The organism is Paenibacillus sp. FSL H3-0310 (assembly GCF_038002785.1).
Classification (GTDB): Bacteria; Bacillota; Bacilli; order Paenibacillales; family Paenibacillaceae; genus Paenibacillus_AQ; species Paenibacillus_AQ odorifer.
Genome location: NZ_JBBODC010000002.1, coordinates 118,677 through 144,129, shown reverse-complemented (window position 1 = coordinate 144,129; position 25,453 = coordinate 118,677). Strand labels below are relative to the sequence as shown.

Here is a 25,453-nt window from a genome sequence, read left to right as displayed (position 1 = left end):
GCTTGGCGGAGGATTGCAAGCTTTTACCAGCCACAGGCAGGAAGCACCTCATGCTATACTTTATTCATAATGACAAGCAGCGAAGCTTAGTCTTCCCCCTGCTGTAGGAGGTTGCTGATGTTTCCGGGGAAATTGTACAGAAAGTATCTGAAGAATAATCTGTTTATGAAAATCATCCTGCTCTTCTCAGTCATTGCCGTGGTCACCATTATCACCTTCTCCTACCTGATGTTCTTGCTCATGTCTCAGGCTGTAGTGCAGCGGCAGATGGAGATTCAGAAACGTACCGTGGAGAGCATCAACAGCTATATTGAGCAGAAATATGACTCTGTACAGTCTATGATGCGGGACGTGTACCGGGACACGGAGCTGACTGCTAATACGTCGTATTTGCTGGAGCATCCGTATGAAGATTACGTGAGGTACCGGCTGGACCGCTATTTCAACGAAAGTAATGCTACGACGGATACCGTGCAGTTTTTTCGCAATCAAGTTGAAGATGATCCTGATATCCGCAGTTTAATGCTCTACAGTGCAGCTGAACAGCAGCTGTATGTCTATAATGACCAAGGCAAATTTCAGATTATTTCCACTAATGCAGCCCACTCTTTCGTACCGGATGCGCTGTATCTGGAGGAGGAAGGGAGTGTCACTGCTCCAAACACTTGGGTCAGTCAGGCGATCTCATCTCCGGAGGGGCCGATGTTTACGGTTCGTACCCCGGTCAATAACAAGATATCACTTCGCAACATTGGTCAGCTTCTAGTCTATTTTGATGCCAGCGAGGTCTGGGGGAGTATGGGCAATTATAAGGATGACTTCAAGGGAAAGATTCTGGTGCTGGCAGCGGATGGGGATGTGTTATTTGATACCTCGGGCACCTATTATGGAAAGCGCTATCCTTATCCCGAGCAGATGAATTCTGCCTATACAGATGGTGAAGAAGTCGGCGGGATGATCATTACTAAGCAGACTCACACCCAAGGCGGATTTACTGTGTTGAGTGCTGTACCTAAGCAGGAATTAGCCGCCACTTATAGGGGATTGCGGAACATGATCTTCATTATCTGCTTGATCTGCCTGTTGTTTGCGATTATTACACCCACTTTATTTATCAATAATTTTGCCAGACGGACTCATAAAATTATCAAGTTCACCCGCAAAGTGAAAAACGGTGACCTGGATGCCCGGATTACCGACGTCAGAGAAGACGAGCTGGGGCAGATCTCCAAGAGCTTCAACGATATGCTGGATGAGCTGAATCTTCATATAGACCGTGTGTTCAAGGCTGAAATCAAGCAAAAACATACCGAAATCGCCGCGCTTGAAGCCAGGGTAAACCCGCATTTTCTCTACAATACCTTGGAGGTGATCCGAATGAGGGCAATCTCTCAAGGAGCTTCAGATGTCGGGGAGATGATCTACAGCTTGTCGGTGTTGTTCAAAAGCTATGTTCACCAGAAACCCAAGCATACGATGAAGGATGAACTAGAGGCCTGCCGTTTATATCTGGAGCTGTTCCGCATCCGTTATAAGGATAAATTCTCTTATACAATGGAATGCGGGAAAGAGCTTACCGGAAGAGTTGTACTCAAAATGTCGCTGCAGCCTATCATTGAAAACTACATTCTACATGGGATGCGAGTGGACAAGAATGATAATCACATCAGTGTGGCTGTGGCCAAGGATGGCCAATATTTGCGTGCGGTAGTTACAGACAATGGGCGGGGGATTGCCCCGGACAGATTGGTCCAGCTCAAAGAAGGTCTTTTGCAGCCAGATGAACAATCGGAATCATTCGGCCTGCGCAGTATTCATGAACGTTTGAAGCTGCTTTATGGCAGTGAGTATGGCATTGAATTACAAAGCGAAGCGGGTACCGGCACAACCGTGACTGTGTATTTTCCCGATCTGGGAGAGGATGATCCAAACCATGTATAAAATTTTCATTGTGGACGACGAGCCTTTTATTATCGAAGGATTATATGACATTGTGGATTGGGCAGCACTGGGGATGGAGATTGTCGGCCACGCCGAGAACGGCCAGGAAGCGCTGGAGTCGTTGCGGTTTGTTCCAGCGGATATTCTAATTACGGATATTTCCATGCCGCTGATGAACGGGCTGGATCTGATCCGGGCCGTACGGGAGATTCAGCCGGAGATCAAAGTTGTTATCCTCAGCGGCTATGATGAGTTCGGTTATCTTAAGGAAGGAATGGCGCTCGGCATTGAAAATTATCTGCTCAAGCCTATTAATTTGCAAGAGTTCCGGGCAACATTAGTGACTGCCGCCGAGAAGCTGGGTGTCTCCCGTCAAGAGAGTCAATTCAATGCGCATAGTATTTCCATTCTGCGCGATAATGTGATGTACCGCTGGCTGCGGTGCCAGATTGGGCCGAAGGAATTCAGTGAACGGACTGATTTTCTGGGACTTAGACTAGATAAGCCGCTGGTGCAGGTAGCCCTGCTTCGCCCTGAACAGGACGCTGCCGAGCTATTTCAGGCGGTGGAAGAGGTTGTAGGCGGTAACCCGTCTTTGATTGCATTCCGAGATATGGATGGAGATACCGTGCTGCTGCATCTGCTTAGTGAGTATCAGCAGGGTAAAGAAGCGGTGGAAAGGCTTCATGCGCAGCTGCTGTTATCCCTAACTGGCGGTCCGCCAATGCGTCTGTCCGTAGGAACGGTGGAGGAGATGGAGGAGGCGGCGGCTCAGAGTTATGCCCATGCAAAGATGACTCAGGAATATTTCATGCTGTTTCCAGAGCGGAATTTGCTGCATTATGAGGAAGTTCAGGACAGGCATGAGGTTGCCGTCCAAGGCATGCCGCTGAATTGGGAAGATGATCTCAAGCTGATTATGGCGAAGGATAAGGAAGCGCTGCTGGCGCGGATCCAGGATCATTTTGAGCAGCTGCGGCGGATGGAGGGGATTACACCCGTGCTGCTGCAAGGCATTGCCATGGAATGGTTGATCCGCTTCAAGATGCAGCTGCAGGAGATTCGTCATGTGGAAGAACCGGAGCTTTTCGCAGACGGTTTTGGCCTCATTCGCTCTACAGTTTCCATAAATGAACTGACTCAGATTATTCAGGAAGCCGCTACCATTACGGTAGACGCCTTAGTTCGGGACGTAAAGAGTCCAGTCGTGCAGCAGGTGCTGAATTATATCCATGAGTCCTACAATGAAGATGTGTCACTGAAGACCCTCGGTGCCCAATACCATATTCACCCGGTGTATTTGGGACAGCTGTTCCATAAAGAGGTGAATGAGTCATTCACCGAATATATCAATAAATACCGGATTGAGAAGGCGAAGGAGCTGCTGCGGAATACCTCACTTAAAGTTCATGAAATCGCTCTCAAAGTAGGCTATTGGGAGACCGGCTATTTTTACAAACAATTTAAGAAGCATGTCGGGATATCTCCTACGGAGTACAAAGGGCTTGTCTAGCGGACCGCCGCTGCAAGCTTTTTCTTTATTTTCTACATGATTTATTTAGTTTAGCTTCTGTTTGAAAATGCTTTCATAAATTACAGTAAGGATAGTCCTTGAAGGAGAAAGCTGCTGGTTTAATTCCGGATTAGGCCAGCGATCTTGAGGTAAACAAAGGGGAGGTTATACAGGAATGGGCAACAACAAAAGAAAAAGGTTTTCCCTGTTACTGACATCACTTATGGCATTCTCGCTTGCGCTCAGCGCATGTGGCGGCGATTCAAACAACGCGGCAACTAACAGTTCAGGAGCGGGCGGCGACGGTGCATCATCCGAGAAACCAGTCGAACTGATCTGGTACACGATCGGCGGACCGCAGAAGGATCTGGACCGTGTCGTGGAAGAAGTCAATAAGTACACTAAAGAGAAGATAAATGTCACCCTGAAGATGAATATGATTGATTTTGGTGATTATACACAAAAAATGCAGGTCAAAGTAGCCGCTGGCGAACCCATGGACATTCTCTTTACGTGCTCCTGGGCGTTCGATTATGTGCAAAATGCCCGCAAAGGCGCTTTTATGGAATTGGACAGCCTGCTTAATGAATATGGAAAAGGCATCGTAGACACGATTGATCCGGCGTTCCTGGAAGGCTCCAAGGTAGATGGACATAATTATGCCGTACCTGCCAACAAAGAGCTTCCGGCGCAAGAAGTTTGGCGCTTTAATAAAGAGCTGCTCGACAAATATAACCTCGACATTTCCGGGGTGAACACAATGGAAAGCATTGAACCACTGCTGAAGACGATCAAAGAGAATGAACCGGGCATCACGCCTTACGCTATGGTGAAGGATTTCATGCCAGTGCTGCCGTTCGACTACATCATTGAAAAGATGCCAATGGCTGTTTATATGGACACGAAGGATTACAAGATCGTGAACATTCTGGAAACACCAGAACTCAAAAGCACTCTTGAAACCGTTCGCAAATATTACAAGGCAGGTTATATCTCGCCGGAAGTAGCAACTACAACTTCGGTGGATGATCTCTACAAATCTTCCAACTGGTTCATGGATCGTGCAGCTACCCAGCCGATGGCGGACAATCTGTGGTCGGCAAGCTACGGCTATCCTGTAGTTTCTACGCCAGCTGGCAAACCTTACATCTACAACTGGTCCGTTATGGGTTCGATGCAAGCTATCTCGGCTAACTCCGCATATCCGGAGAAAGCGATGGAGTTCCTGAACCTGCTCAACACCGATCCGGTGCTGCGCAATATGATTGACTCCGGAATCGAAGGCGTGCACTACGAGAAGACTGGTGAGAATTCCATGAAGAACCTGGATGAATCCAAGAACTATGACATGCCAACCTTCTCGCTGGGCAATATCATGATCAACTATTTGAACGAGGGTGACCCTGAGAACAAATGGGAAGAGTTCAAAAAGTTTAATGAATCCGGTGTAAATGCACCGCTGCTTGGTTTTAACTTCGACACTTCCAAGGTGACTACTGAAATCGCTGCGGTTCAGAACGTAAAAGAAGAATACTGGTCACCACTGATGACTGGAACCGTTGATCCTGACGAGTATCTACCGAAAGCTATTGAGAAATTCAAGGCAGCTGGTTTGGACAAAATTATCGCTGAAGCGCAATCGCAAATTGATGCCTGGAAAGCGTCCAACAACAAGTAAAACATCAACGTAAGAGAAGATCGGGGCAGGGGCGTGGCCTCTGACCCGGTCTTTTTTTGAAATATAAGGACATACAGGAGGGATCTAAGTGTGAAGACAATCAGCGGATTTATAAAAAATATTATGAATAACAAGATTATGCTGCTCATGGTTTTACCAGGTGCGCTTTGGTTTCTCTTTTTCTCTTACCTGCCGATGATAGGGACGATTATTGCTTTCAAGGAATACCGCTTTAGCCGCGACGGCTTCTGGGCGAGTATTATCAACAGCAAATGGGTGGGGCTAGACAACTTCAAGTTTTTGTTTACCACCAATGACGCGTACATCATTACCCGCAACACCTTGCTCTACAATGGAGCGTTTATCCTGCTTGGCTTGATCTTGTCGGTTCTGATGGCGATTGTGCTGTCCGAGATTGTGAACAAGAAGCTGGCCAAAGTGTATCAGACCGGCATGTTCCTGCCCTACTTCCTGTCATGGGTCGTTGTCGGCTATTTTGCATTTAGTTTCCTGAGCTCCGAACGCGGGATGCTGAACCAGATCATGGGCTTTTTTGGCGCAGAGTCAATTCAGTGGTACTCGGAAAAAGCCTACTGGCCGTTCATCCTGATCCTAGTCTATCTGTGGAAAGCAGTTGGTTACAACAGCGTAGTTTATCTCGCAGCTATTATGGGGATCGACAAGTCGCTGTATGAAGCGGCGATGATCGACGGAGCTAGTAAGTTCCAACAGATTCGCAATATTACACTGCCGTTGCTGAGTCCAATTATCACGATCATGACCCTGCTGGCCATCGGTAAAATCTTCTACGCCGACTTCGGTCTCTTTTACCAGGTGCCTCGTAATTCCGGTACGCTCTACAGTGTCACGAATGTTATTGATACCTATGTCTATCAAGGCCTCAAAACAACGGGTGAGATTGGTATGAGCACTGCCGCAGGTCTGTATCAATCGGTTGTCGGCTTTACGCTAGTGATGACCTCTAACTATATTGTCCGCAAATACAACAAGGATAGCGCTTTGTTCTAGAACCTCATGAAAGGAGTGGGCCATATGTCTTCCATTACTAAGACTAAAAAAGAACGTGATTTCCACCATCTCTCGACGCCCTGGAATATCACTTTTAATCTGATAGCCGGCATCTTTGCGTTTCTGTGCGTGTTTCCGTTTCTGTTCGTCGTGATCATCTCCTTCACCGATGAGGTGGCGCTGGCGCGGGATGGCTATAAGCTGATTCCGGCAAAATGGAGTCTCGGCGCATACCGTTATGTGTTTGAATCCGGAGATATGCTGCTGCGTTCTTATGGTGTGACGATTTTTGTAACGGTGATAGGGACGATTATCAGCCTTTTGTTTATCGCTTTTTATGCGTATGCCATTTCCCGGAAAAGCTTCCGTTACCGCAATTTTTTCTCGTTCTTCGCGTTTTTTACCATGCTGTTCAACGGTGGACTTGTGCCGACTTATATTATCGTTACGCAGTTTCTAAGCCTGAAGGATACGATCTGGGCGCTGATTTTGCCGCTGGCGGTGAATGCTTTTTACATTATGATTCTGCGCACCTTCTACAGCACGAGTGTGCCTGATGCCATTATCGAATCCGGCAAAATCGACGGGGCGGGCGAGTTCCGTATCTTCCTGAAATTGGTGTTGCCTTTATCACTGCCCGGTCTGGCTACGATTGCTTTGTTCAGCACCCTCGGCTATTGGAATGACTGGTTCAATGCGCTGCTGTACATCGACAACCCGAATTTAGTCCCGCTGCAATCGATGCTGATGCGGATCGAGACCAGTATGCAGTTTATTTTGCAGAACTCCCAGAACAGTTCGCTCAGTCTGGAAGCTCTTCGCTCCATGCCGCAGGATACATCGCGGATGGCGATGGTCGTGCTGGCGACAGGACCGATTATTTTTGCCTATCCGTTCTTCCAGCGTTATTTCATTCAAGGTCTTACCGTAGGGGCTGTTAAGGAATGAGTTATACAAACCCGAATTTACCTGCTGAAGAACGGGCGGAGCATCTGCTCGGACTGATGACTTTGGAAGAGAAGGCCGGTCAGCTGATTCAGCCTTTTGGCTGGCAGGCCTATGAACATAGAGACGGTAAGATGACCTTGACAGAAAGCTTCAAGGAGAAGGTTGCCGGGGGCGGCGTTGGTTCGCTTTACGGGATGTTGCGCGCTGACCCGTGGACCGGTGTGACGCTGGCTACTGGCCTGTCTCCGCGTGAAGGTGCGGAAGCGGTGAATACGCTCCAGCGGTATGTGCTGGAGCATTCGCGGCTGGGCATTCCGGTATTGATCGGCGAGGAATGCTCGCATGGCCACATGGCGATCGGGGCCACCGTATTCCCGGTGCCCCTGTCGCTCGGCAGCTCCTGGAATGTAGAGCTGTATCGTGAGGTCTGCCGCGCCGTAGCGCTGGAGACACGCAGTCAGGGCGGCGCGGTTACGTATTCGCCGGTGCTGGATGTGGTGCGCGATCCCCGCTGGGGCCGCACCGAGGAGTGCTTCGGCGAGGACGCTTACCTGATCAGCGAGATGGCGGTTGCGGCTGTTGAAGGTCTGCAGGGGGAATCCTTGCAGAGCGGCGGCAGCGTGGGGGCTACGCTGAAGCATTTTGTGGGATACGGCAGCTCAGAAGGCGGCCGGAATGCCGGACCTGTGCACATGGGCTGGCGTGAACTGCTGGAAGTGGATCTGCTGCCCTTCAAAAAAGCGGTCGAAGCGGGTGCAGTCTCCATTATGCCTGCTTATAACGAAATAGACGGCGTGCCTTGCACGACAAATACAGAGCTACTAGAGGATATACTCCGCGAAGCTTGGGGATTTGAGGGTCTAATCATTACCGACTGCGGAGCTATAGAGATGCTGGCCTCTGGCCATGATGTGGCTGAAGATGGCATGGATGCAGCAGTGCAGTCACTGGAAGCCGGCATCGACATGGAGATGTCCGGAGAGATGTACGGCAAATACCTGGTGGATGCCGTTCGTGAAGGCAAGCTGGACCCGGCACTGCTGGATCGGGCGGTCCGCCGTGTGCTGACGCTCAAGTTCAGGCTGGGCCTGTTCGAGCAACCATTCGCTGATCCCGATGCGGCTGAACGCGTCATCGGCAGCAAAGCGCATCAAGAGCTGGCCCGGCAAGTGGCGGGCGAGAGCATCATCCTGCTGAAAAATGAAGCAGGTGTGCTGCCATTGTCCAAGACCGCCGGCACGATCGCCGTCATTGGCCCTAACGCCGATGCCGGGTATAACCAGCTCGGCGATTATACCTCACCGCAGCCTCCGGCTAAGGTAGCGACCGTGCTCAGCGGCATCCGCAGCAAGCTGGCTGCAGAGCCGGAGCGGGTGCTCTATGCACCGGGCTGCCGGATCAAAGGCGATTCGCGCGAAGGTTTTGAAGCCGCGCTCGCTTGTGCAGAGCAGGCTGATACCGTTGTTATGGTCGTCGGCGGCTCCAGTGCACGCGATTTCGGGGAAGGCAGTATCGATCTCAAGACAGGCGCGTCCAAGGTGACGGAGAATGCCTGGAATGATATGGACTGCGGCGAAGGCATTGACCGGGTGTCATTGACCCTGTCGGGAGTGCAGCTGGAACTGATCCAGCAGGTTCATCAGCTCGGCAAACCTGTGATCGTTGTTTATATTAACGGCCGTCCGGTGAGTGAGCCTTGGATTGACGAGCATGTACATGCCATTCTGGAAGCCTGGTATCCAGGCCAAGAAGGCGGGCACGCTGTTGCGGATATCCTGTTCGGCGATGTGAACCCGTCCGGGAAGCTGACTGTATCCGTGCCGAAGCATGTGGGCCAGCTCCCGGTCTATTACAACGGTAAACGTTCCCGTGGCAAAAGATATCTGGAGGCCGATTCCCAGCCTCAATATCCGTTCGGCTTCGGGCTTAGCTACACTGAATTTACGTACTCCGGGTTGAAGGTGGAGCCGGAAGTAATTGCGGCTGGGGAGACGGCTACAGTTTCCGTGGACGTTCAGAATACAGGAGACCGTGAGGGCGCAGAGGTGGTGCAACTGTATATTTCCGATGTCGCCAGTAAGGTCACCCGTCCTGCCAGGGAATTGAAGGCTTTTGACAAAATCAAGTTGGCTCCGGGTGAGAAGCAAACCGTGTTGTTCACGGTAGGGTCGGAGCAATTGCAATATATCGGACCGGATTTAAGACCTGTTGTAGAGCCAGGAGCGTTTAAAGTGCTGGTGGGTAAGCATGTAAATGATACACTGAGCACCGATTTGACGGTGAGGGGGTAAAGACATGGAACGCATTAAACGCTTCATCCGCGAGCTCTCCGAGCAGCAATGGCTAGAGGTGCAGGAATTGCGCGATTGGGAGATTCTGTCCTCGGTGTATCAATTGCCGGGACAGTATGACAAGCTGCAGCCTTATAAGGACGGCAGCAATTATGATCTGTTCCCGAGTGTGCAAGGAACGACCTATTTCTTCCGCCGTACTTTGGAGATTCCGGCTAACTGGCTGCCGGGCCACATCGGGCTGATTTTTGCTTCAGGTGGGGAAGGGCTGCTGCGGGTGAACGGTGAATCGCGGCAAGGACTTGACCGCAATCATACCTTTGTGACCCTGACAGGTGATCCATCTGGCCGTCCGTTGGACCTGGAAATCGAACTCTTCGATCCGGTCCCCGAGCCGGTGGACCCATTAAATCAACAGGCGGTGATCCAGCCGCCGATTCGGATGATCCACAGCCAGCTGGTGCTGGTGAATAGACCTGTGCAGAGTCTAATGTACACGGCAGTAGTGATTCGCGATTCGGCAATTCTGCTGCCTGAGCAGGACCAGCGCCGTAAGCGGATGCTGGAAGCTTTGTATGTGGCAATGGATCAATTCGTTGGCCTTACCACGCAGGAGATGCGCGAGGGTGGTGAGATTTCGCGAATCGAGCAGAAGCTGCGGGGCAGAGTCGGGGAGATCGGCGGTCATGCCGAAGGAACAATCCACATGGTGGGCCAGTCCCATATCGATATTGCCTGGCTGTGGCCTGCGCGCGAGACCGTGCGCAAGACGAGCCGGACGTTCTCGACGGTGAATGCCCTGATGGACGAATATCCTGACTATCAATATGCGCAGAGCCAGCCGCTGCTGTTCGAATATTTGAAAGACAATGACCCGGTACTCTATGAGAAGGTCAAGGCACGCATCCGTGAAGGACGCTGGGAACTGGTCGGTGGGATGTGGATCGAACCGGATCTGAACATTCCGAGCGGAGAATCGTTGATGCGGCAAATGCTATATGGTCAACGCTTTTATCTCGAAGAGTTCGGGCGCACCTCGCAGATTGAGTGGCTGCCGGATACCTTCGGCTACTGCGCTTCTCTGCCGCAGATTCTGCAGCATGGTGGCATCAAATATTTTATGACCACCAAGCTGGGCTGGAATGACACAAATGTCTTCCCTTACGATCTGTTCCATTGGGTCGGCATTGACGGCACGCCGATGTTGTCTTACCTGAATCATGGGGTCAATGAGAATACGCTGCCCAAAGATGTGCATGAACACTATCAGTCCTTCCGCGAAAAAGATAAACATAATGAGCAGATGCTGCTCTATGGGCATGGTGACGGCGGCGGCGGGGTCACCCGCGAGATGCTGGAATATATCCAGCGTGCCGAGCTAATGGTCGGCCAGCCGGAGAGTAAATACAGTAATGCCGCGGATTTCTTCGCAGGCATTACACGCTGTCAGCCGCAGCTGCCGCAGTGGCGGGGCGATCTGTATCTGGAGCTGCACCGCGGCACCTACACTACGCACGGCCGCAACAAGCGGAACAACCGCAAGGCGGAAGTGTTGTACCGTGAAGCGGAGCTGTGGCAGACATTAGCTTCGCCGCAGCTGGACACGGAGCAACATGCCGTAGTTGCCGGGCAGCTGCATCAGGGCTGGAAGCTGATTTTGTTGAACCAGTTCCATGATATTATTCCGGGCTCGGCGATTACCGAAGCTTACGAGACCTCGGAGAAGGAATACGCAGAGGTATTTGAGCTTGGCCGTGATGCGCTTCAGCCGGGGCTTGCGGCATTGGCCGGGAACATTAACACGACAGGCGAAGGTACACCTTACATTGTTTTTAATGGTTTGGGTTGGATGCGGGATGCCGTGGTCGAACTTGCCCTCAATGAAGAAGGAGTCGCTAGCGGAAACTTTGCGGTGTATGGCGAGGATAACGTACTGCTGGAAGCAGATGTCCTGACGGAGGAGACAGCAGTTTCTGGTGTCTCGGTTCTCGTTCCGGAGATTCCAGCCTTTGGTTACAAAACGATCTGGATTCGTGATCTGTCTCAGAACACATCCGTTGAAAATAATGCAGAATCTGCCGCTGCTGAACATAATCAAACAGCTGTAGGAGCTGTTCCCTTCGGCGACCGTTGGGAGACGGACTATTATCGTATTACCTTTAACGAGCGGGGAGAAATCACCAGTCTTTTTGATAAAAAAGGAAACCGGGAGATCGTAAAATCCGGTGAGCCGGCGAACCGCTTCCACTTTTTCCACGACCGTCCGACGCTTTGGGATGCCTGGGACATTGACAACCGTTATGAAGCCCAACCCGCCGGGGAGGCTGAACTTATAGAAAAGGCAGTGATCCGCACTGGTGCGGTGCAGGATATTTTGCGCTTCCGCTGGAAGCTGGGCCAATCCGAGATTACTCAGGATATGATTCTACATCACCATAATCCCCGGATTGATTTCCAGACGCATGTGAGCTGGAACGAAGCCCATAAGCTGCTTAAGGTAGGGTTTCCGATTGATGTTGTGACGGATAAGGCGACTTACGAGATTCCATTTGGTGCGCTGGAACGTCCGACCCACCGCAACACCAGCTGGGAGCAGGCGCAGTATGAGGTTTGCGGGCACCGTTTTGCCGATGTATCCGAACGTGGATATGGCGTCAGTCTGCTGAATGATTGCAAATACGGCTATGACATCCAAGGCAGTACCATTCGCTTGTCGCTCCTGCGCGCGCCGAAATGGCCGGATGCTACTGCGGATCTCGGCGAGCACGACTTCACCTATTCGCTATATCCGCACCGTGGGGATTGGCGGGAGGCTCATACTGTTCGCCGTGCAGCAGAGCTAAATCATGAGCTGTATACTTTTGCCGCTTCATCAACACAGGGGCAGCTGCCGCCAACAGGCTCATTTATTGGATTCTCCGGTGAGCATGTGGTGCTGGATACGATTAAGCCATCCGAGGACGGGCAGGGGACTGTTCTCCGTTTCTACGAATCCTCGGGAGGCCGTGAGCAGGTTCAGCTCCAATGGCAGCATCCAGTTCAGAGCGTCTACCTGTCCAATGCTCTGGAAGAGCAGCTGGAACTGATCGAACATACGGCTGGCGGTGAATTGGAACTTCACTTTGCCCCTTACGAGATCAAAACAATTTACATCAGAAATTAAATAATCACATCACAGATGCAAAGGAGCATATCTCACTTGGAACAATTCCGATTACCCAAAATAGCAATGCCCCAGCTGCCGCTGCCGCAGGCTGTGCAAGAAGTACTTGCCGAAGCAGAGGAGAAGCTGGCACATCGCCCGAAGCTGTTGCAGCTGTTCAAGAACTGTTTTCCGAATACGCTGGAGACGACGACTAAACTGCTGGATGACGGAACCACCTTTGTGATTACCGGCGATATTCCGGCCTCCTGGCTGCGTGATTCAGTGGAGCAGGTAATTCAATACGTGCCTCTGGCCAAAAACGATCCCGATCTCCAGCGCATTATCGGCGGTCTTATCAAACGCCATATTCAGTATATTCATATCGATCCTTACGCCAATGCATTTAATGAGTCGGCCAATGACTGGCACTGGAACACTACGGATGTGACCGAGATGTCGCCATGGGTGTGGGAGCGTAAATTTGAGATTGATTCGTTATGTTTTGTTGTGCGCCTCGCTTATACCTACTGGAAAGAGACGGGCCTGACTGATTTCTTCGACGCTGGGTTCAAGTCGGCCATGCGCCAGATTTTCGATTTGTTCAAAAGAGAGCAGCGGCATTTCGAGCAGTCTCCGTACCGGTTCAGCCGCAATAACGGCATTCCGGAAGATTCTCTGCGCAATAGCGGTCTCGGCATGCCGGTGAACTATACCGGAATGATCTGGTCGGGCTTCCGGTCGAGCGATGATGCCTGTGATTTCCACTACAACATTCCTGGCAATATGTTCGCTGTTGTCGCGCTGCGCCAGATGCAGGAATTCGCGGAGTGGGTCTTCCGCGATCTAGACTTCCTGGCTGAACTTAAAGAGCTGGAATTTGAAGTGGATCATGGCATCAAGCTCTATGGCATTTATCGCCATCCGGAGTTTGGTCCGATTTATGCTTATGAGACCGACGGCTTCGGCAATTACTGCCTAATGGACGATGCGGGAACGCCCGGACTGATCTCCATTCCGTATCTGGGTTACGCTTCGGCGGATGATCCCATCTACCAGAACACCAGACGTTTCGCATTGAGCAAAGAAAATCCGTTCTATTATGAAGGCACAGCTGCCAAAGGGATCGGCAGCCCGCACACTCCGGAGAATTATATCTGGCATATGGCGTTGTCTATGCAGGGCATTACGGCTCAGACTGCCGAAGAGAAGCTGGGACTGATTGCCATGCTGGAAAGTACGGATGCCGGAACCGGATATATGCATGAAGGCTTCCATGTGGATGATCCTAGTGTATTTACCCGCAGCTGGTTTGCATGGTCGAACAGTTTGTTCTCGCAGCTTGTCTATCGGGCGATGAAGGAAGGTATTCTGTGAGCGGGGGCCGTATCATCCTGTTCGCGGACCCGTCTTTTCCCGGGTATACCGCAGCGGGCGGACTGACAGCGGAACAGGCACAGTCTATAGGAATACATCATACTGACCCTCCTGTTCATGCAGCAAAGCTGGCCGAAACGCTGGACAGCGCCAAGGCCGGGGACTGCTTCGTTAGCTTCCATGCTCCATACTTCCCAAAGGAAGCTTGGCCTTCCATCGTCGCTTATTTGAGCAGAGGCGGCAGCTTGATCAGCATTGGCGGTGCCCCGTTTAAGCATCCAGTCCGCCTAGTCGCTGAAGAGTGGCGGATCGAAGCTGAGCAGACTGCCTATCACCGCCAGCTGCATATCCATGAAGCGCTGCAGGTGAGCAGCGCAGATCGCATACAGCAGCATGTCGCGCTTAGAGACATTCCGCTCTTCGTAGGCGATGAGCAGCTGCTGGCTCTGGCGGATACCTGGAACCTGGTGCCGCATGTCACTAAAAGCAGTGACCTGCCGGAGCAGATGGGTTCCAGTGGACCCATGGACACGCGGATCTACCCGCTGCTTAAGGGCATTACCGCCGCCGGGCGGGAAGTTTCAGCTCCAGCTGTGCTGTGGGAGCATATCGGCGGGCCTTTTGCCGGTGGCCGTTGGATCTTCATCGGCCAACCGCTTACGCCTGATTTCTGGAATCAAGGCGGAACGGAAGCATTAACCCGCTGGGCAACCTTTGCCGCTCGGGGAGTAACAGAGCTGTGGCTGAAGCCTAACTATGCTTCTTATGAAGAAGGCGAGCGGCCGCTGCTGTTTTTGCAGGGTCAGCGGCTAAGCCGTAGCCAATCGTCACCGACATCAGCGCAGTGGACCCTGAACATCACTCTGAACAAAGACGGGGAGTCTATCCCATGTTTCACTCACGAGTGCAAGCTTGAGGTCAGTCGCGAGCTGAACTTCCTACGTGTACCGCTTGCTATAAAAATTCAACCTGGCCTGTATCATCTTTCTTGCCATGCTGTATCGGAAGAAGGCGAAGTGCGGATGTTGCGTCAAGGCTTTTGGGGATATGACGTGGGCCTGTTATCGCAGGGGGAACCGATTAAGGCTGGAAGAGATTATTTTATCAAAGACGGTCAGCCTTTACCTGTTGTCGGCATGACTTATATGACCTCTGACGTAGCGCGGAAGTTTCTATTCCTGCCAAATGCTGATGTCTGGGATCGGGATATGGCACAGATGCGGAAGGCAGGCATCAACTGGATTCGTACCGGCATCTGGACAGCCTACCGCAATATTATGCAGGTAGACGGTCATGCCTCGGAAGAAGTGCTGCGGGCGATTGATGCTTTTCTACTGACTGCGAAGCGGCATGAGCTGCAGGTAACCTTTACGTTCTTCTCCTTTACACCGGAGACTTGGGAAGGGACGAATCCTTATCTCGATCCGCGCAGTGTAGAAGCGCAAAAACGGTTCATCCGCTCCATCATCGCACGGCATCGCACGACAACCCATGTGGATTGGGATTTGATCAATGAACCGTCAATGTTCGATCCGCCGCGGATTTTCTCGGACGGACCGAGCTCGGCGCGAGATAAATATGAACACGCTGCTTTCTCTGCTTGGCTGGAAGAACGCCATGGTGATATAACTTTGCTGCAAGAGCGCTGGAATATGACGCCGCTGGAATTGCCGGATTTTGCGGCTGCACAACCTCCTGAGCGAGAAGAGATTAACTTTAGTGTGCAGGATATTCATTCCGGGAAGCGCGGCACACGTTGGCTCGACTACTGCCTGTTCTCCATGGACATGCACAACGTATGGGCAAGGGAGCTTAGCGGGACTATCAAGGAACTCTGCCCAGATCATTTAGTGACCGTAGGGCAGGATGAGGCTTTAGGTGCCCAACGGCCATCGCCGTTCTTTTATGAGCGCGATGTCGATTACACCACTGTTCACAGCTGGTGGTTGAATGACAATCTGCTCTGGGATGGAATTTTTGCCAAAACCCATCATAAACCGAACCTCATTCAGGAGACCGGCATCATGTACGTAGAGACGCCAGACGGACGGGCTAAACGCAGTGAGGAAGAATTGCGGGCCATGCTGGAGCGCAAATATGCCTATGCGTTTGCTTCTGGAGGTGCCGGGGCTGTGCAATGGATCTGGAACACGAACTTTTATATGGATAATGCCAATGAATCACAGATCGGTGCGCTGCGGGCCGATGGGACTGAGAAGCCGGAAGCGGATGTGTCTTATGATTTTGGGCGGTTCATCGGCGAAGCCGGGGGATTATTTGACGGGCGGAAGCTGGAAGAGATTGCCGTGGTTTTCCCTTACTCTAATGACTTCTCTAACCGGAAGCTCGCCTATGATGCGACTACCCGCCTGACGCGGATCTTATCTAATCAGCTTCATTTGCCTTTCCGCGCCGTATCGGAATACGATCTGGCTCCGCTGGAGGCAGAGCCGGCTAAGTTGATTCTCCTGCCGAGTGTGCACAATCTGGATAATGACGCCCTTCAGCAATTGCTGGACATAGTGGAGCGTACAGGTGCCGTTCTGCTCATTACTGGAGCATTGGGGGTTGATGCGTATTGGCAGCCTTCGGATCGTATGGACGCAATAGTAGGAGCCCGTAAACTTGGTAACATGCGCCGTGAGGAGCAGCTTCTATTGAACGGACGCAAGTTTGCGGTGTCCTATGGACAGAAGCGAATCGCGGAGCTAGTCAAAGAAACGCCAGCAAATGCAGATGTTGATTCGTCTAGCTCAGGTGGTGTGGGTGATCACCTCATCGAACGCCAGCTTGGTATAGGTCGCCTGATCTGGTGCCCGCTACCTTTAGAACTGAATGACCGCGACGAGCCGATCGCCGCGCTCTACCAATATGCTGCACAAGCCGCAGGTATCGAAACCGGGCTGGAATGGATCAGCGGGGGAGACCTGCCAGGTGTGTACGGGCGAAAGCTTGCTTTTGCAGAAGGTTCATTGTATATCTTCGTATCTGAATACGCCTGGGATGCCGGACTTGAAATAAAAGATCCTACAACTGGAGCTCATTACTCATTTTTACTGGAGAAAGAACGTTCGGTGTTGTTTGCAGCAGATTCAGCGGGCAAGCTGGTAGCTGTCTACAGACCTGAAAAGGTTAACATTACGCTTAATAAATGCTGAAGAACTGAGGTGTACACACAGATGACCCACACAACAACCAAAACAGCCCATATCGTGTCCCATACTCACTGGGACCGTGAATGGTATCTACCCTATGAGAAACACCACGTCCGTCTGGTTCAGCTGGTGGATGCACTGCTTGCGAAGCTGGACGGAGATTCCGCCTTCCGCAGTTTTTACCTCGATGGGCAAACCATTATTCTGGAGGATTATCTTCAGGTTCGGCCAGAGAACAAAGAGAAGCTGGAGAAGTATATCCGGGATGGGCGAATCTTGATTGGACCTTGGTACATTTTGCAGGATGCATTCCTGACGAGCGGCGAGGCAAATGTGCGGAATATGCAGATCGGCCATCAGGATGCCGAGAAATACGGTGAGCCTTCCAAAATCGGTTATTTTCCTGATACCTTTGGATTGGTCGGACAGACTCCGCAGCTGATGTTGCAGTCAGGGATTACGAATGCTTTTTTTGGACGCGGGGTGAAGCCTACGGGATTTAACAACACTGTATCGGATGCAGGTTATGAGTCCTCTTTCTCCGAGCTGATCTGGGAAGGACCGGATGGATCCAAAATTCTCGGTATCCTATTTGCCAACTGGTATTCTAACGGCAATGAAGTTCCTGTTGAGGAAGGTGCGGCTCGGGAATTCTGGGACCGTAAGCTTGCTGATGCAGAGAAGTATGCTTCAACGGGGGAGTTATTGTTCATGAACGGGTGCGACCACCAGCCTCTGCAATTGGATTTGCCGGAAGCTATCCGCACCGCCGAAAAGCTATACCCTGAAGTGAAGTTCGTGCATTCAAATTTCCCGGACTATCTGCAAGCCTTGGATCAGCAATTATCCTCGGGTCAGCAGGAGCTCTCCACCGTTACAGGGGAACTGCGCAGCCAGCGTACAGACGGATGGGGCACCTTAGTGAACACAGCCTCAGCCCGGGTTTATTTGAAGCAGATGAACCAGCTGGGCCAGACTCTTTTGGAAAAAGTAGCCGAGCCGCTGGCCTCCATCGCCCGCCTGTCCGGACAGGACTACCCGCACCATCTATTCACCTATGCCTGGAAGACGCTGATGCAGAACCATCCGCATGACAGTATCTGTGGTTGTAGTGTGGATGAAGTGCATCGTGAGATGGTAACTCGTTTTGATAAAAGCCGGCATGTTGCTGAGAGCATCATAGATGACAGTGCTAAGTTTATCGCAGATCAAGTGGAGACTTCTGGCTTTTCCGCATACGGGGAAGATGCAGTTCCTTTTATAGTGATGAATACCACGGGGTGGAAGCGTACGGGAACGGTAACTATAGAGCTGGATGCTGAACGGTTATATCTGCGCGAGGGTTATCCTTTGGATGAGACCGCCCGCAGAATGCTGGCTGTTGATTTGTCCGGCAGGATTCTCGTCGATCACACAGGGGAGGAATTAGCGTCTACAGTGGAAGATCTGGGTTTAAGCTTTGGTTATGATCTGCCTGATGACCAATTCCGCCAGCCGTATATGTGCCGCAAGGTGAGACTTACTTTTGAAGCACGCAATGTGCCTGCACTTGGGCTCTGTACTTACGCTTGGGTACAATCAACTACGGAATCCACTCAGGAAAGCTCTTTAATAGAAGGAGAGCGCAGCTTGGAGAATGCATCTCTCAAGGTAGTTGTTGCTGAGGATGGTTCATTTACGTTATTGGATAAGCATAGCGGTACCACTTATCGTGAGTTGGGGATTTACGAGAATACCGGAGATGTAGGCAATGAATACATGTACAAGCAGCCAGAAGGTGAACAAGCGCTGACGACCAAAGGCCAGCCTGCAGTTATTAAGGTGATTGAAGACTCTCCCTTCCGTGCGGCCATTGAGATCCGAATAGATTGGGAGATTCCGGCTTCGGCGGATGACACCTTGGAGGCGGAACAGCGTGCACTTGTGTATTATCCTGAGCGTAAAGCGCAGCGGAGTGTAAATACGGTGGTTTTGAAGCTTCGTACCGTCGTATCGCTGGAGCGGGAAGGCAAAGGTGTGCATATTGAATCCACAATTAATAACCAAGCCAAGGATCACCGGATACGAATGCTGTTCCCGACCGATCTGTCTACCGATGTGCATCGTGTGGATTCTATGTTTGAAGTGGCTACCCGAGATAATAATCCAGCACCAGAATGGGCAAATCCGAGCAACACTCAACATCAGCAATCCTTTGTGGATGTCAGCAATGGCGATGTAGGACTTACGGTAGCCAATCAGGGATTGAACGAATATGAGGTTCTGCGGGATGGACGCAATACTATTGCCGTCACCTTGCTACGCAGCGTAGGGGAATTGGGGGATTGGGGCTGGTTCCCAACACCGGAAGCTCAGTGCCTGGGCGAATATACAGCACAACTGGAGCTGATTCCTCATTCTGGTGAGGGAAGTGAACAGCGGGCATTTACAGAGGCCTATCAATTCCAGACTCCTTGGACGGTATGTCAGACCGGCCTGCATAGCGGGAAGTTGAACTCTGGATATACCCCATTGGTTTGGGAGGGAGACAACATGGCCTTCTCATCCATGAAAATGAACGGAACTTCCGGCGACTTGTTTTTGCGTTGGTACAATATGTCCGCTCAGCAGACAGAGTTGCAACTGAAAGTGAACAGTCCTCAAGAGTATTTATTTAAAAGCAATATCTTAGAGCAGCCTAACCCTGCTTTACAAGGAGTAACGTCTTCGGTTCACCACTTAGAGGTCGGACCATCTGAGATTGTAACTGTAGGTGCGAAATTAAGCTTCTAGGTAAAAAGATGCCCCGGCGCTTCCCTGCCAGGGCATCTTTTGATTTACTTTCTTCTATAAGACTTGTGCCAATCTTGAATGGCCTCTTGGCGGGAGGGGAATCTCATCTGGATCCAATTGTTTGTTTCCCATTCATGAATCGCCTGCTGTTTAGTTTGGTAAAAGCTGTAGTCGCAAATGTTCCAGCTGTTATACAGTTTCTGATACCATTTCCCTTTAGGGATGTCGCCAGGGTAACGGCGGACGGCTTTATTGGCTTGTTTTTTAGCCCATGATGAACCATCTTTCTGTTGGTCGCTGCACACGGGTTGCTTTTTCACACTTCTGCTCATTGATTCTCCAACCTCCTTTTAGAGGGAAGCTAGAGATCATGCAAGGTCTTTATATGAATCACCTCTTTGCCAAAAAATAATGGAATTGATACCTATGTATGAAGGGGCTCTGATGTTAAATAGATAGACGCGGAAAAGGGGAATACGGTTGCGATACAATTGCGGAGAAGTATGTGTTTAGTTTTTTAAAATAAAGCTTGCAATGGATCTCTATACATGATATATTCTAAGTCCGGCCAAGAAGTACGCATGCCGAGCTCGAAAAAGAAGTTGAAAAAAGAGCTTGACATTAAATAGCCGAACATGATATAGTATAAGAGTTGCTGCTGAGACATTAAACGGCGCCAACGAGAACTTGATCTTTGAAAACTGAACAACGAGTGAGTAGGAAATCACGTAAGTGAAATCCAAATTAGAGAATTAATTTTCTCGTCAGATGTTTCAAAATGAGCATATCGCTCTTTTCAATACTAATTGGAGAGTTTGATCCTGGCTCAGGACGAACGCTGGCGGCGTGCCTAATACATGCAAGTCGAGCGGAGTTATTTTGAAAGCTTGCTTTCAAAATAACTTAGCGGCGGACGGGTGAGTAACACGTAGGCAACCTGCCCTTCAGACTGGGATAACTACCGGAAACGGTAGCTAATACCGGATAATTTCTTTTTTCTCCTGAGAGAAGAATGAAAGACGGAGCAATCTGTCACTGAGGGATGGGCCTGCGGCGCATTAGCTAGTTGGTGGGGTAACGGCCCACCAAGGCGACGATGCGTAGCCGACCTGAGAGGGTGAACGGCCACACTGGGACTGAGACACGGCCCAGACTCCTACGGGAGGCAGCAGTAGGGAATCTTCCGCAATGGGCGAAAGCCTGACGGAGCAACGCCGCGTGAGTGATGAAGGTTTTCGGATCGTAAAGCTCTGTTGCCAGGGAAGAACGTCCGGTAGAGTAACTGCTACCGGAGTGACGGTACCTGAGAAGAAAGCCCCGGCTAACTACGTGCCAGCAGCCGCGGTAATACGTAGGGGGCAAGCGTTGTCCGGAATTATTGGGCGTAAAGCGCGCGCAGGCGGCTATTTAAGTCTGGTGTTTAAACCTTGGGCTCAACCTGAGGTCGCACTGGAAACTGGGTGGCTTGAGTACAGAAGAGGAAAGTGGAATTCCACGTGTAGCGGTGAAATGCGTAGATATGTGGAGGAACACCAGTGGCGAAGGCGACTTTCTGGGCTGTAACTGACGCTGAGGCGCGAAAGCGTGGGGAGCAAACAGGATTAGATACCCTGGTAGTCCACGCCGTAAACGATGAGTGCTAGGTGTTAGGGGTTTCGATACCCTTGGTGCCGAAGTTAACACAGTAAGCACTCCGCCTGGGGAGTACGGTCGCAAGACTGAAACTCAAAGGAATTGACGGGGACCCGCACAAGCAGTGGAGTATGTGGTTTAATTCGAAGCAACGCGAAGAACCTTACCAGGTCTTGACATCCCTCTGAATCCACTAGAGATAGTGGCGGCCTTCGGGACAGAGGAGACAGGTGGTGCATGGTTGTCGTCAGCTCGTGTCGTGAGATGTTGGGTTAAGTCCCGCAACGAGCGCAACCCTTAACTTTAGTTGCCAGCAGGTAATGCTGGGCACTCTAGAGTGACTGCCGGTGACAAACCGGAGGAAGGTGGGGATGACGTCAAATCATCATGCCCCTTATGACCTGGGCTACACACGTACTACAATGGCCGGTACAACGGGAAGCGAAGCCGCGAGGTGGAGCCAATCCCATCAAAGCCGGTCTCAGTTCGGATTGCAGGCTGCAACTCGCCTGCATGAAGTCGGAATTGCTAGTAATCGCGGATCAGCATGCCGCGGTGAATACGTTCCCGGGTCTTGTACACACCGCCCGTCACACCACGAGAGTTTACAACACCCGAAGTCGGTGGGGTAACCCGCAAGGGAGCCAGCCGCCGAAGGTGGGGTAGATGATTGGGGTGAAGTCGTAACAAGGTAGCCGTATCGGAAGGTGCGGCTGGATCACCTCCTTTCTATGGAGAATCGTTCTCTGCAATGAGGACATTCAAATCGGAAGCTAAGCTTCCAAAACTCAGGTTTAGGCCTGTTACTCACTCGTTGCTCAGTTTTGAGAGTTTAAGCTCTCAAGTAAGACTTGATCCTTGAAAACTGGATACTGAAACGAATTTGCGTTTTAGAACATCTTTTAGCAACTTGTGCAAACAAGTAAATGTTATTAGTGAGATTTTTCTTTGGAAGAATCAAGGTTAAGCTAATAAGAGCACACGGAGGATGCCTAGGCGCCAGGAGCCGACGAAGGACGTGGCGAACAACGAAACTGCCTCGGGGAGCTGTAAGCAAGCTTTGATCCGGGGGTGTCCGAATGGGGAAACCCAGCTGTGGTAATTCGCAGTTACTCATTTCTGAATACATAGGAAATGTAGAGGCAGACCAGGGGAACTGAAACATCTAAGTACCCTGAGGAAGAGAAAACAATAGTGATTCCGTCAGTAGCGGCGAGCGAACGCGGAACAGCCTAAACCTAAGAGCTTGCTCTTAGGGGTTGTGGGACGTCTCACATGGAGTTACAAAGGAATATGGTAGGTGAAGAGGTCTGGAAAGGCCCGCGATAGAGGTAAAAGCCCTGTAACCTAAACTGTATTCTCTCCGAGACGGATCCCGAGTAGTGCGGGGCACGTGAAACCCCGTATGAATCCAGCAGGACCATCTGCTAAGGCTAAATACTACCTGGCGACCGATAGTGAAACAGTACCGTGAGGGAAAGGTGAAAAGCACCCCGGAAGGGGAGTGAAATAGAACCTGAAACCGTGTGCTTACAAAAAGTCAGAGCCCTATTAATGGGTGATGGCGTGCCTTTTGTAGAATGAACCGGCGAGTTACGTTTAACATGCAAGGTTAAGCCGAGAAGGTGGAGCCGCAGCGAAAGCGAGTCTGAATAGGGCGAATTAGTATGTGGACGTAGACCCGAAACCGTGTGATCTACCCCTGTCCAGGGTGAAGGTGCGGTAACACGCACTGGAGGCCCGAACCCACGTACGTTGAAAAGTGCGGGGATGAGGTGGGGGTAGCGGAGAAATTCCAATCGAACTCGGAGATAGCTGGTTCTCCCCGAAATAGCTTTAGGGCTAGCCTCGGTATAAGAGTAGTGGAGGTAGAGCACTGATTGGGTGCGGGGTCCGCAAGGATTACCAAGCTCAGTCAAACTCCGAATGCCATATACTTATTGCCGGGAGTCAGACAGTGAGTGCTAAGATCCATTGTCAAAAGGGAAACAGCCCAGACCATCAGCTAAGGTCCCCAAGTGTGTGTTAAGTGGGAAAGGATGTGGAGTTGCACAGACAACCAGGATGTTGGCTTAGAAGCAGCCACCATTGAAAGAGTGCGTAATAGCTCACTGGTCGAGTGACTCTGCGCCGAAAATGTAACGGGGCTAAACACACCACCGAAGCTATGGCTAGATACTATGTATCTGGGGTAGGGGAGCGTTGTGTAGGGGTTGAAGGTGTACTGAAAAGAGCGCTGGACACTACACAAGTGAGAATGCCGGTATGAGTAACGAAAAGATCAGTGAGAATCTGATCCGCCGAAAGCCCAAGGTTTCCTGAGGAAGGCTCGTCCGCTCAGGGTAAGTCGGGACCTAAGGCGAGGCCGAAAGGCGTAGTCGAAGGACAACAGTTTGAAATTACTGTACCACCGTAATCCGCTATGAGCGATGGGGTGACGCAGGAGGGTAGTGACGCGGACTGATGGATGTCCGTCTAAGCAGTGAGGCTGATGTGTAGGCAAATCCGCACATCATTAAGGCTGGGCTGTGATGGGGAGCGAAAATTGTAGTAGCGAAGGTCATGATCTCACACTGCCAAGAAAAGCCTCTAGCCAGGAGAAGGTGCCCGTACCGCAAACCGACACAGGTAGGCGAGAAGAGAATTCTAAGGCGCGCGGAAGAACTCTCGTTAAGGAACTCGGCAAAATGACCCCGTAACTTCGGGAGAAGGGGTGCCCCGGTAGTGTGAATAGCACGAGGGGGCCGCAGTGAAAAGGCCCAAGCGACTGTTTAGCAAAAACACAGGTCTGTGCGAAGCCGCAAGGCGAAGTATACGGGCTGACGCCTGCCCGGTGCTGGAAGGTTAAGGGGAGTGGTTAGGGGTAACCCGAAGCTATGAACCGAAGCCCCAGTAAACGGCGGCCGTAACTATAACGGTCCTAAGGTAGCGAAATTCCTTGTCAGGTAAATTCTGACCCGCACGAATGGCGTAACGACTTGGGCGCTGTCTCAACGAGAGATCCGGTGAAATTTTAATACCTGTGAAGATGCAGGTTACCCGCGACAAGACGGAAAGACCCCATGGAGCTTTACTGCAGCTTGATATTGAATTTGGGTACGATCTGTACAGGATAGGTGGGAGCCGTAGAAATCGGAGCGCAAGCTTCGGTGGAGGCGCCGTTGGGATACCACCCTGATCGTATCTAGGTTCTAACCTAGTACCCTTATCGGGTACGGGGACCGTGTCAGGCGGGCAGTTTGACTGGGGCGGTCGCCTCCTAAAGAGTAACGGAGGCGTTCCAAGGTTCCCTCAGAATGGTTGGAAATCATTCGCAGAGTGCAAAGGCATAAGGGAGCTTGACTGCGAGACCTACAAGTCGAGCAGGGACGAAAGTCGGACTTAGTGATCCGGTGGTACCGCATGGAAGGGCCATCGCTCAACGGATAAAAGCTACCCTGGGGATAACAGGCTTATCTCCCCCAAGAGTCCACATCGACGGGGAGGTTTGGCACCTCGATGTCGGCTCATCGCATCCTGGGGCTGAAGTAGGTCCCAAGGGTTGGGCTGTTCGCCCATTAAAGCGGTACGCGAGCTGGGTTCAGAACGTCGTGAGACAGTTCGGTCCCTATCTGTCGTGGGCGCAGGAAATTTGAGAGGAGCTGTCCTTAGTACGAGAGGACCGGGATGGACGTACCGCTGGTGCACCAGTTGTTCCGCCAGGAGCATGGCTGGGTAGCTACGTACGGACGGGATAAGCGCTGAAAGCATCTAAGCGTGAAGCCCCCCTCAAGATGAGATTTCCCAATTAGTAAGACCCCTTGAAGACGACGAGGTAGATAGGTTGGAGGTGGAAGTGCAGCAATGCATGGAGCTGACCAATACTAATCGGTCGAGGGCTTATCCTAAAAATACCCCAAAAAGTGAAGAAAAGGCTGCGAAGCTAATTCCGAATACTTTCCGGGGGCCCCGAAGAGATGACGGGCGACGCAAATT

Annotated in this window: 11 protein-coding genes and 2 rRNA genes; 12 read left to right on the top strand and 1 reads right to left on the bottom strand. The window is 51.2% G+C overall.

The features are described 5' to 3' along the window. The first annotated feature begins 117 nt into the window (after positions 1 to 117). The 10 genes from MHH63_RS20175 to MHH63_RS20130 all read left to right on the top strand — a co-directional run bounded on the left by MHH63_RS20175 (position 118) and on the right by MHH63_RS20130 (position 19,846). A complete protein-coding gene (locus tag MHH63_RS20175; RefSeq protein WP_076208103.1) occupies positions 118 to 1,941 on the top strand; it encodes a cache domain-containing sensor histidine kinase in 1,824 nt (607 codons plus the stop codon). Further along, on the top strand, positions 1,934 to 3,454 hold the full coding sequence (locus MHH63_RS20170) for a response regulator transcription factor (RefSeq protein ID WP_341172034.1): 1,521 nt from the start codon (positions 1,934 to 1,936) through the stop codon (positions 3,452 to 3,454). The genes MHH63_RS20175 and MHH63_RS20170 overlap by 8 nt, the downstream gene beginning before the upstream one ends. A gap of 175 nt (positions 3,455 to 3,629) precedes the next feature. Beyond that, positions 3,630 to 5,132 (top strand): ABC transporter substrate-binding protein, encoded by a 1,503-nt coding sequence (locus MHH63_RS20165; protein ID WP_076130103.1) that lies wholly within the window; start codon positions 3,630 to 3,632, stop codon positions 5,130 to 5,132. A gap of 123 nt (positions 5,133 to 5,255) precedes the next feature. Further along, positions 5,256 to 6,161 carry an ABC transporter permease gene (locus MHH63_RS20160; RefSeq protein WP_282579979.1) on the top strand — a complete coding sequence of 302 codons (906 nt, stop codon included), beginning with the start codon at positions 5,256 to 5,258 and terminating at the stop codon, positions 6,159 to 6,161. Between the two features lie 24 nt (positions 6,162 to 6,185). Continuing rightward, positions 6,186 to 7,109: a carbohydrate ABC transporter permease gene (locus MHH63_RS20155; protein ID WP_036684927.1), complete on the top strand. Its 924-nt coding sequence runs from the start codon at positions 6,186 to 6,188 to the stop codon at positions 7,107 to 7,109. Continuing rightward, positions 7,106 to 9,400, top strand: coding sequence for a glycoside hydrolase family 3 N-terminal domain-containing protein (locus tag MHH63_RS20150; protein WP_076130104.1), 2,295 nt, complete (start codon positions 7,106 to 7,108; stop codon positions 9,398 to 9,400). Before MHH63_RS20155 ends, MHH63_RS20150 begins: the two co-directional genes overlap by 4 nt. A gap of 4 nt (positions 9,401 to 9,404) precedes the next feature. Further along, positions 9,405 to 12,563: an alpha-mannosidase gene (locus tag MHH63_RS20145; RefSeq protein ID WP_341172033.1), complete on the top strand. Its 3,159-nt coding sequence runs from the start codon at positions 9,405 to 9,407 to the stop codon at positions 12,561 to 12,563. A gap of 36 nt (positions 12,564 to 12,599) precedes the next feature. After that, positions 12,600 to 13,919 carry a glycoside hydrolase family 125 protein gene (locus tag MHH63_RS20140; RefSeq protein ID WP_076277011.1) on the top strand — a complete coding sequence of 440 codons (1,320 nt, stop codon included), beginning with the start codon at positions 12,600 to 12,602 and terminating at the stop codon, positions 13,917 to 13,919. Continuing rightward, positions 13,916 to 17,077 carry a beta-galactosidase gene (locus MHH63_RS20135; RefSeq protein WP_445321773.1) on the top strand — a complete coding sequence of 1,054 codons (3,162 nt, stop codon included), beginning with the start codon at positions 13,916 to 13,918 and terminating at the stop codon, positions 17,075 to 17,077. Before MHH63_RS20140 ends, MHH63_RS20135 begins: the two co-directional genes overlap by 4 nt. Before the next feature lie 21 nt (positions 17,078 to 17,098). Beyond that, positions 17,099 to 19,846, top strand: coding sequence for an alpha-mannosidase (locus tag MHH63_RS20130; protein WP_341172031.1), 2,748 nt, complete (start codon positions 17,099 to 17,101; stop codon positions 19,844 to 19,846). 44 nt (positions 19,847 to 19,890) lie between these two features. On the opposite strand, the gene MHH63_RS20125 is transcribed toward MHH63_RS20130, so the two are convergent. Further along, a complete protein-coding gene (locus tag MHH63_RS20125; RefSeq protein WP_076302934.1) occupies positions 19,891 to 20,178 on the bottom strand; it encodes a hypothetical protein in 288 nt (95 codons plus the stop codon). 471 nt (positions 20,179 to 20,649) lie between these two features. Between MHH63_RS20125 and MHH63_RS20120 the strand changes: the two genes are divergently transcribed. Next, positions 20,650 to 22,207, top strand: a 16S ribosomal RNA gene (locus MHH63_RS20120). Between the two features lie 232 nt (positions 22,208 to 22,439). Beyond that, positions 22,440 to 25,365, top strand: a 23S ribosomal RNA gene (locus MHH63_RS20115). The 16S and 23S rRNA genes sit together here, the layout of an rRNA operon. Positions 25,366 to 25,453 lie beyond the last annotated feature (88 nt).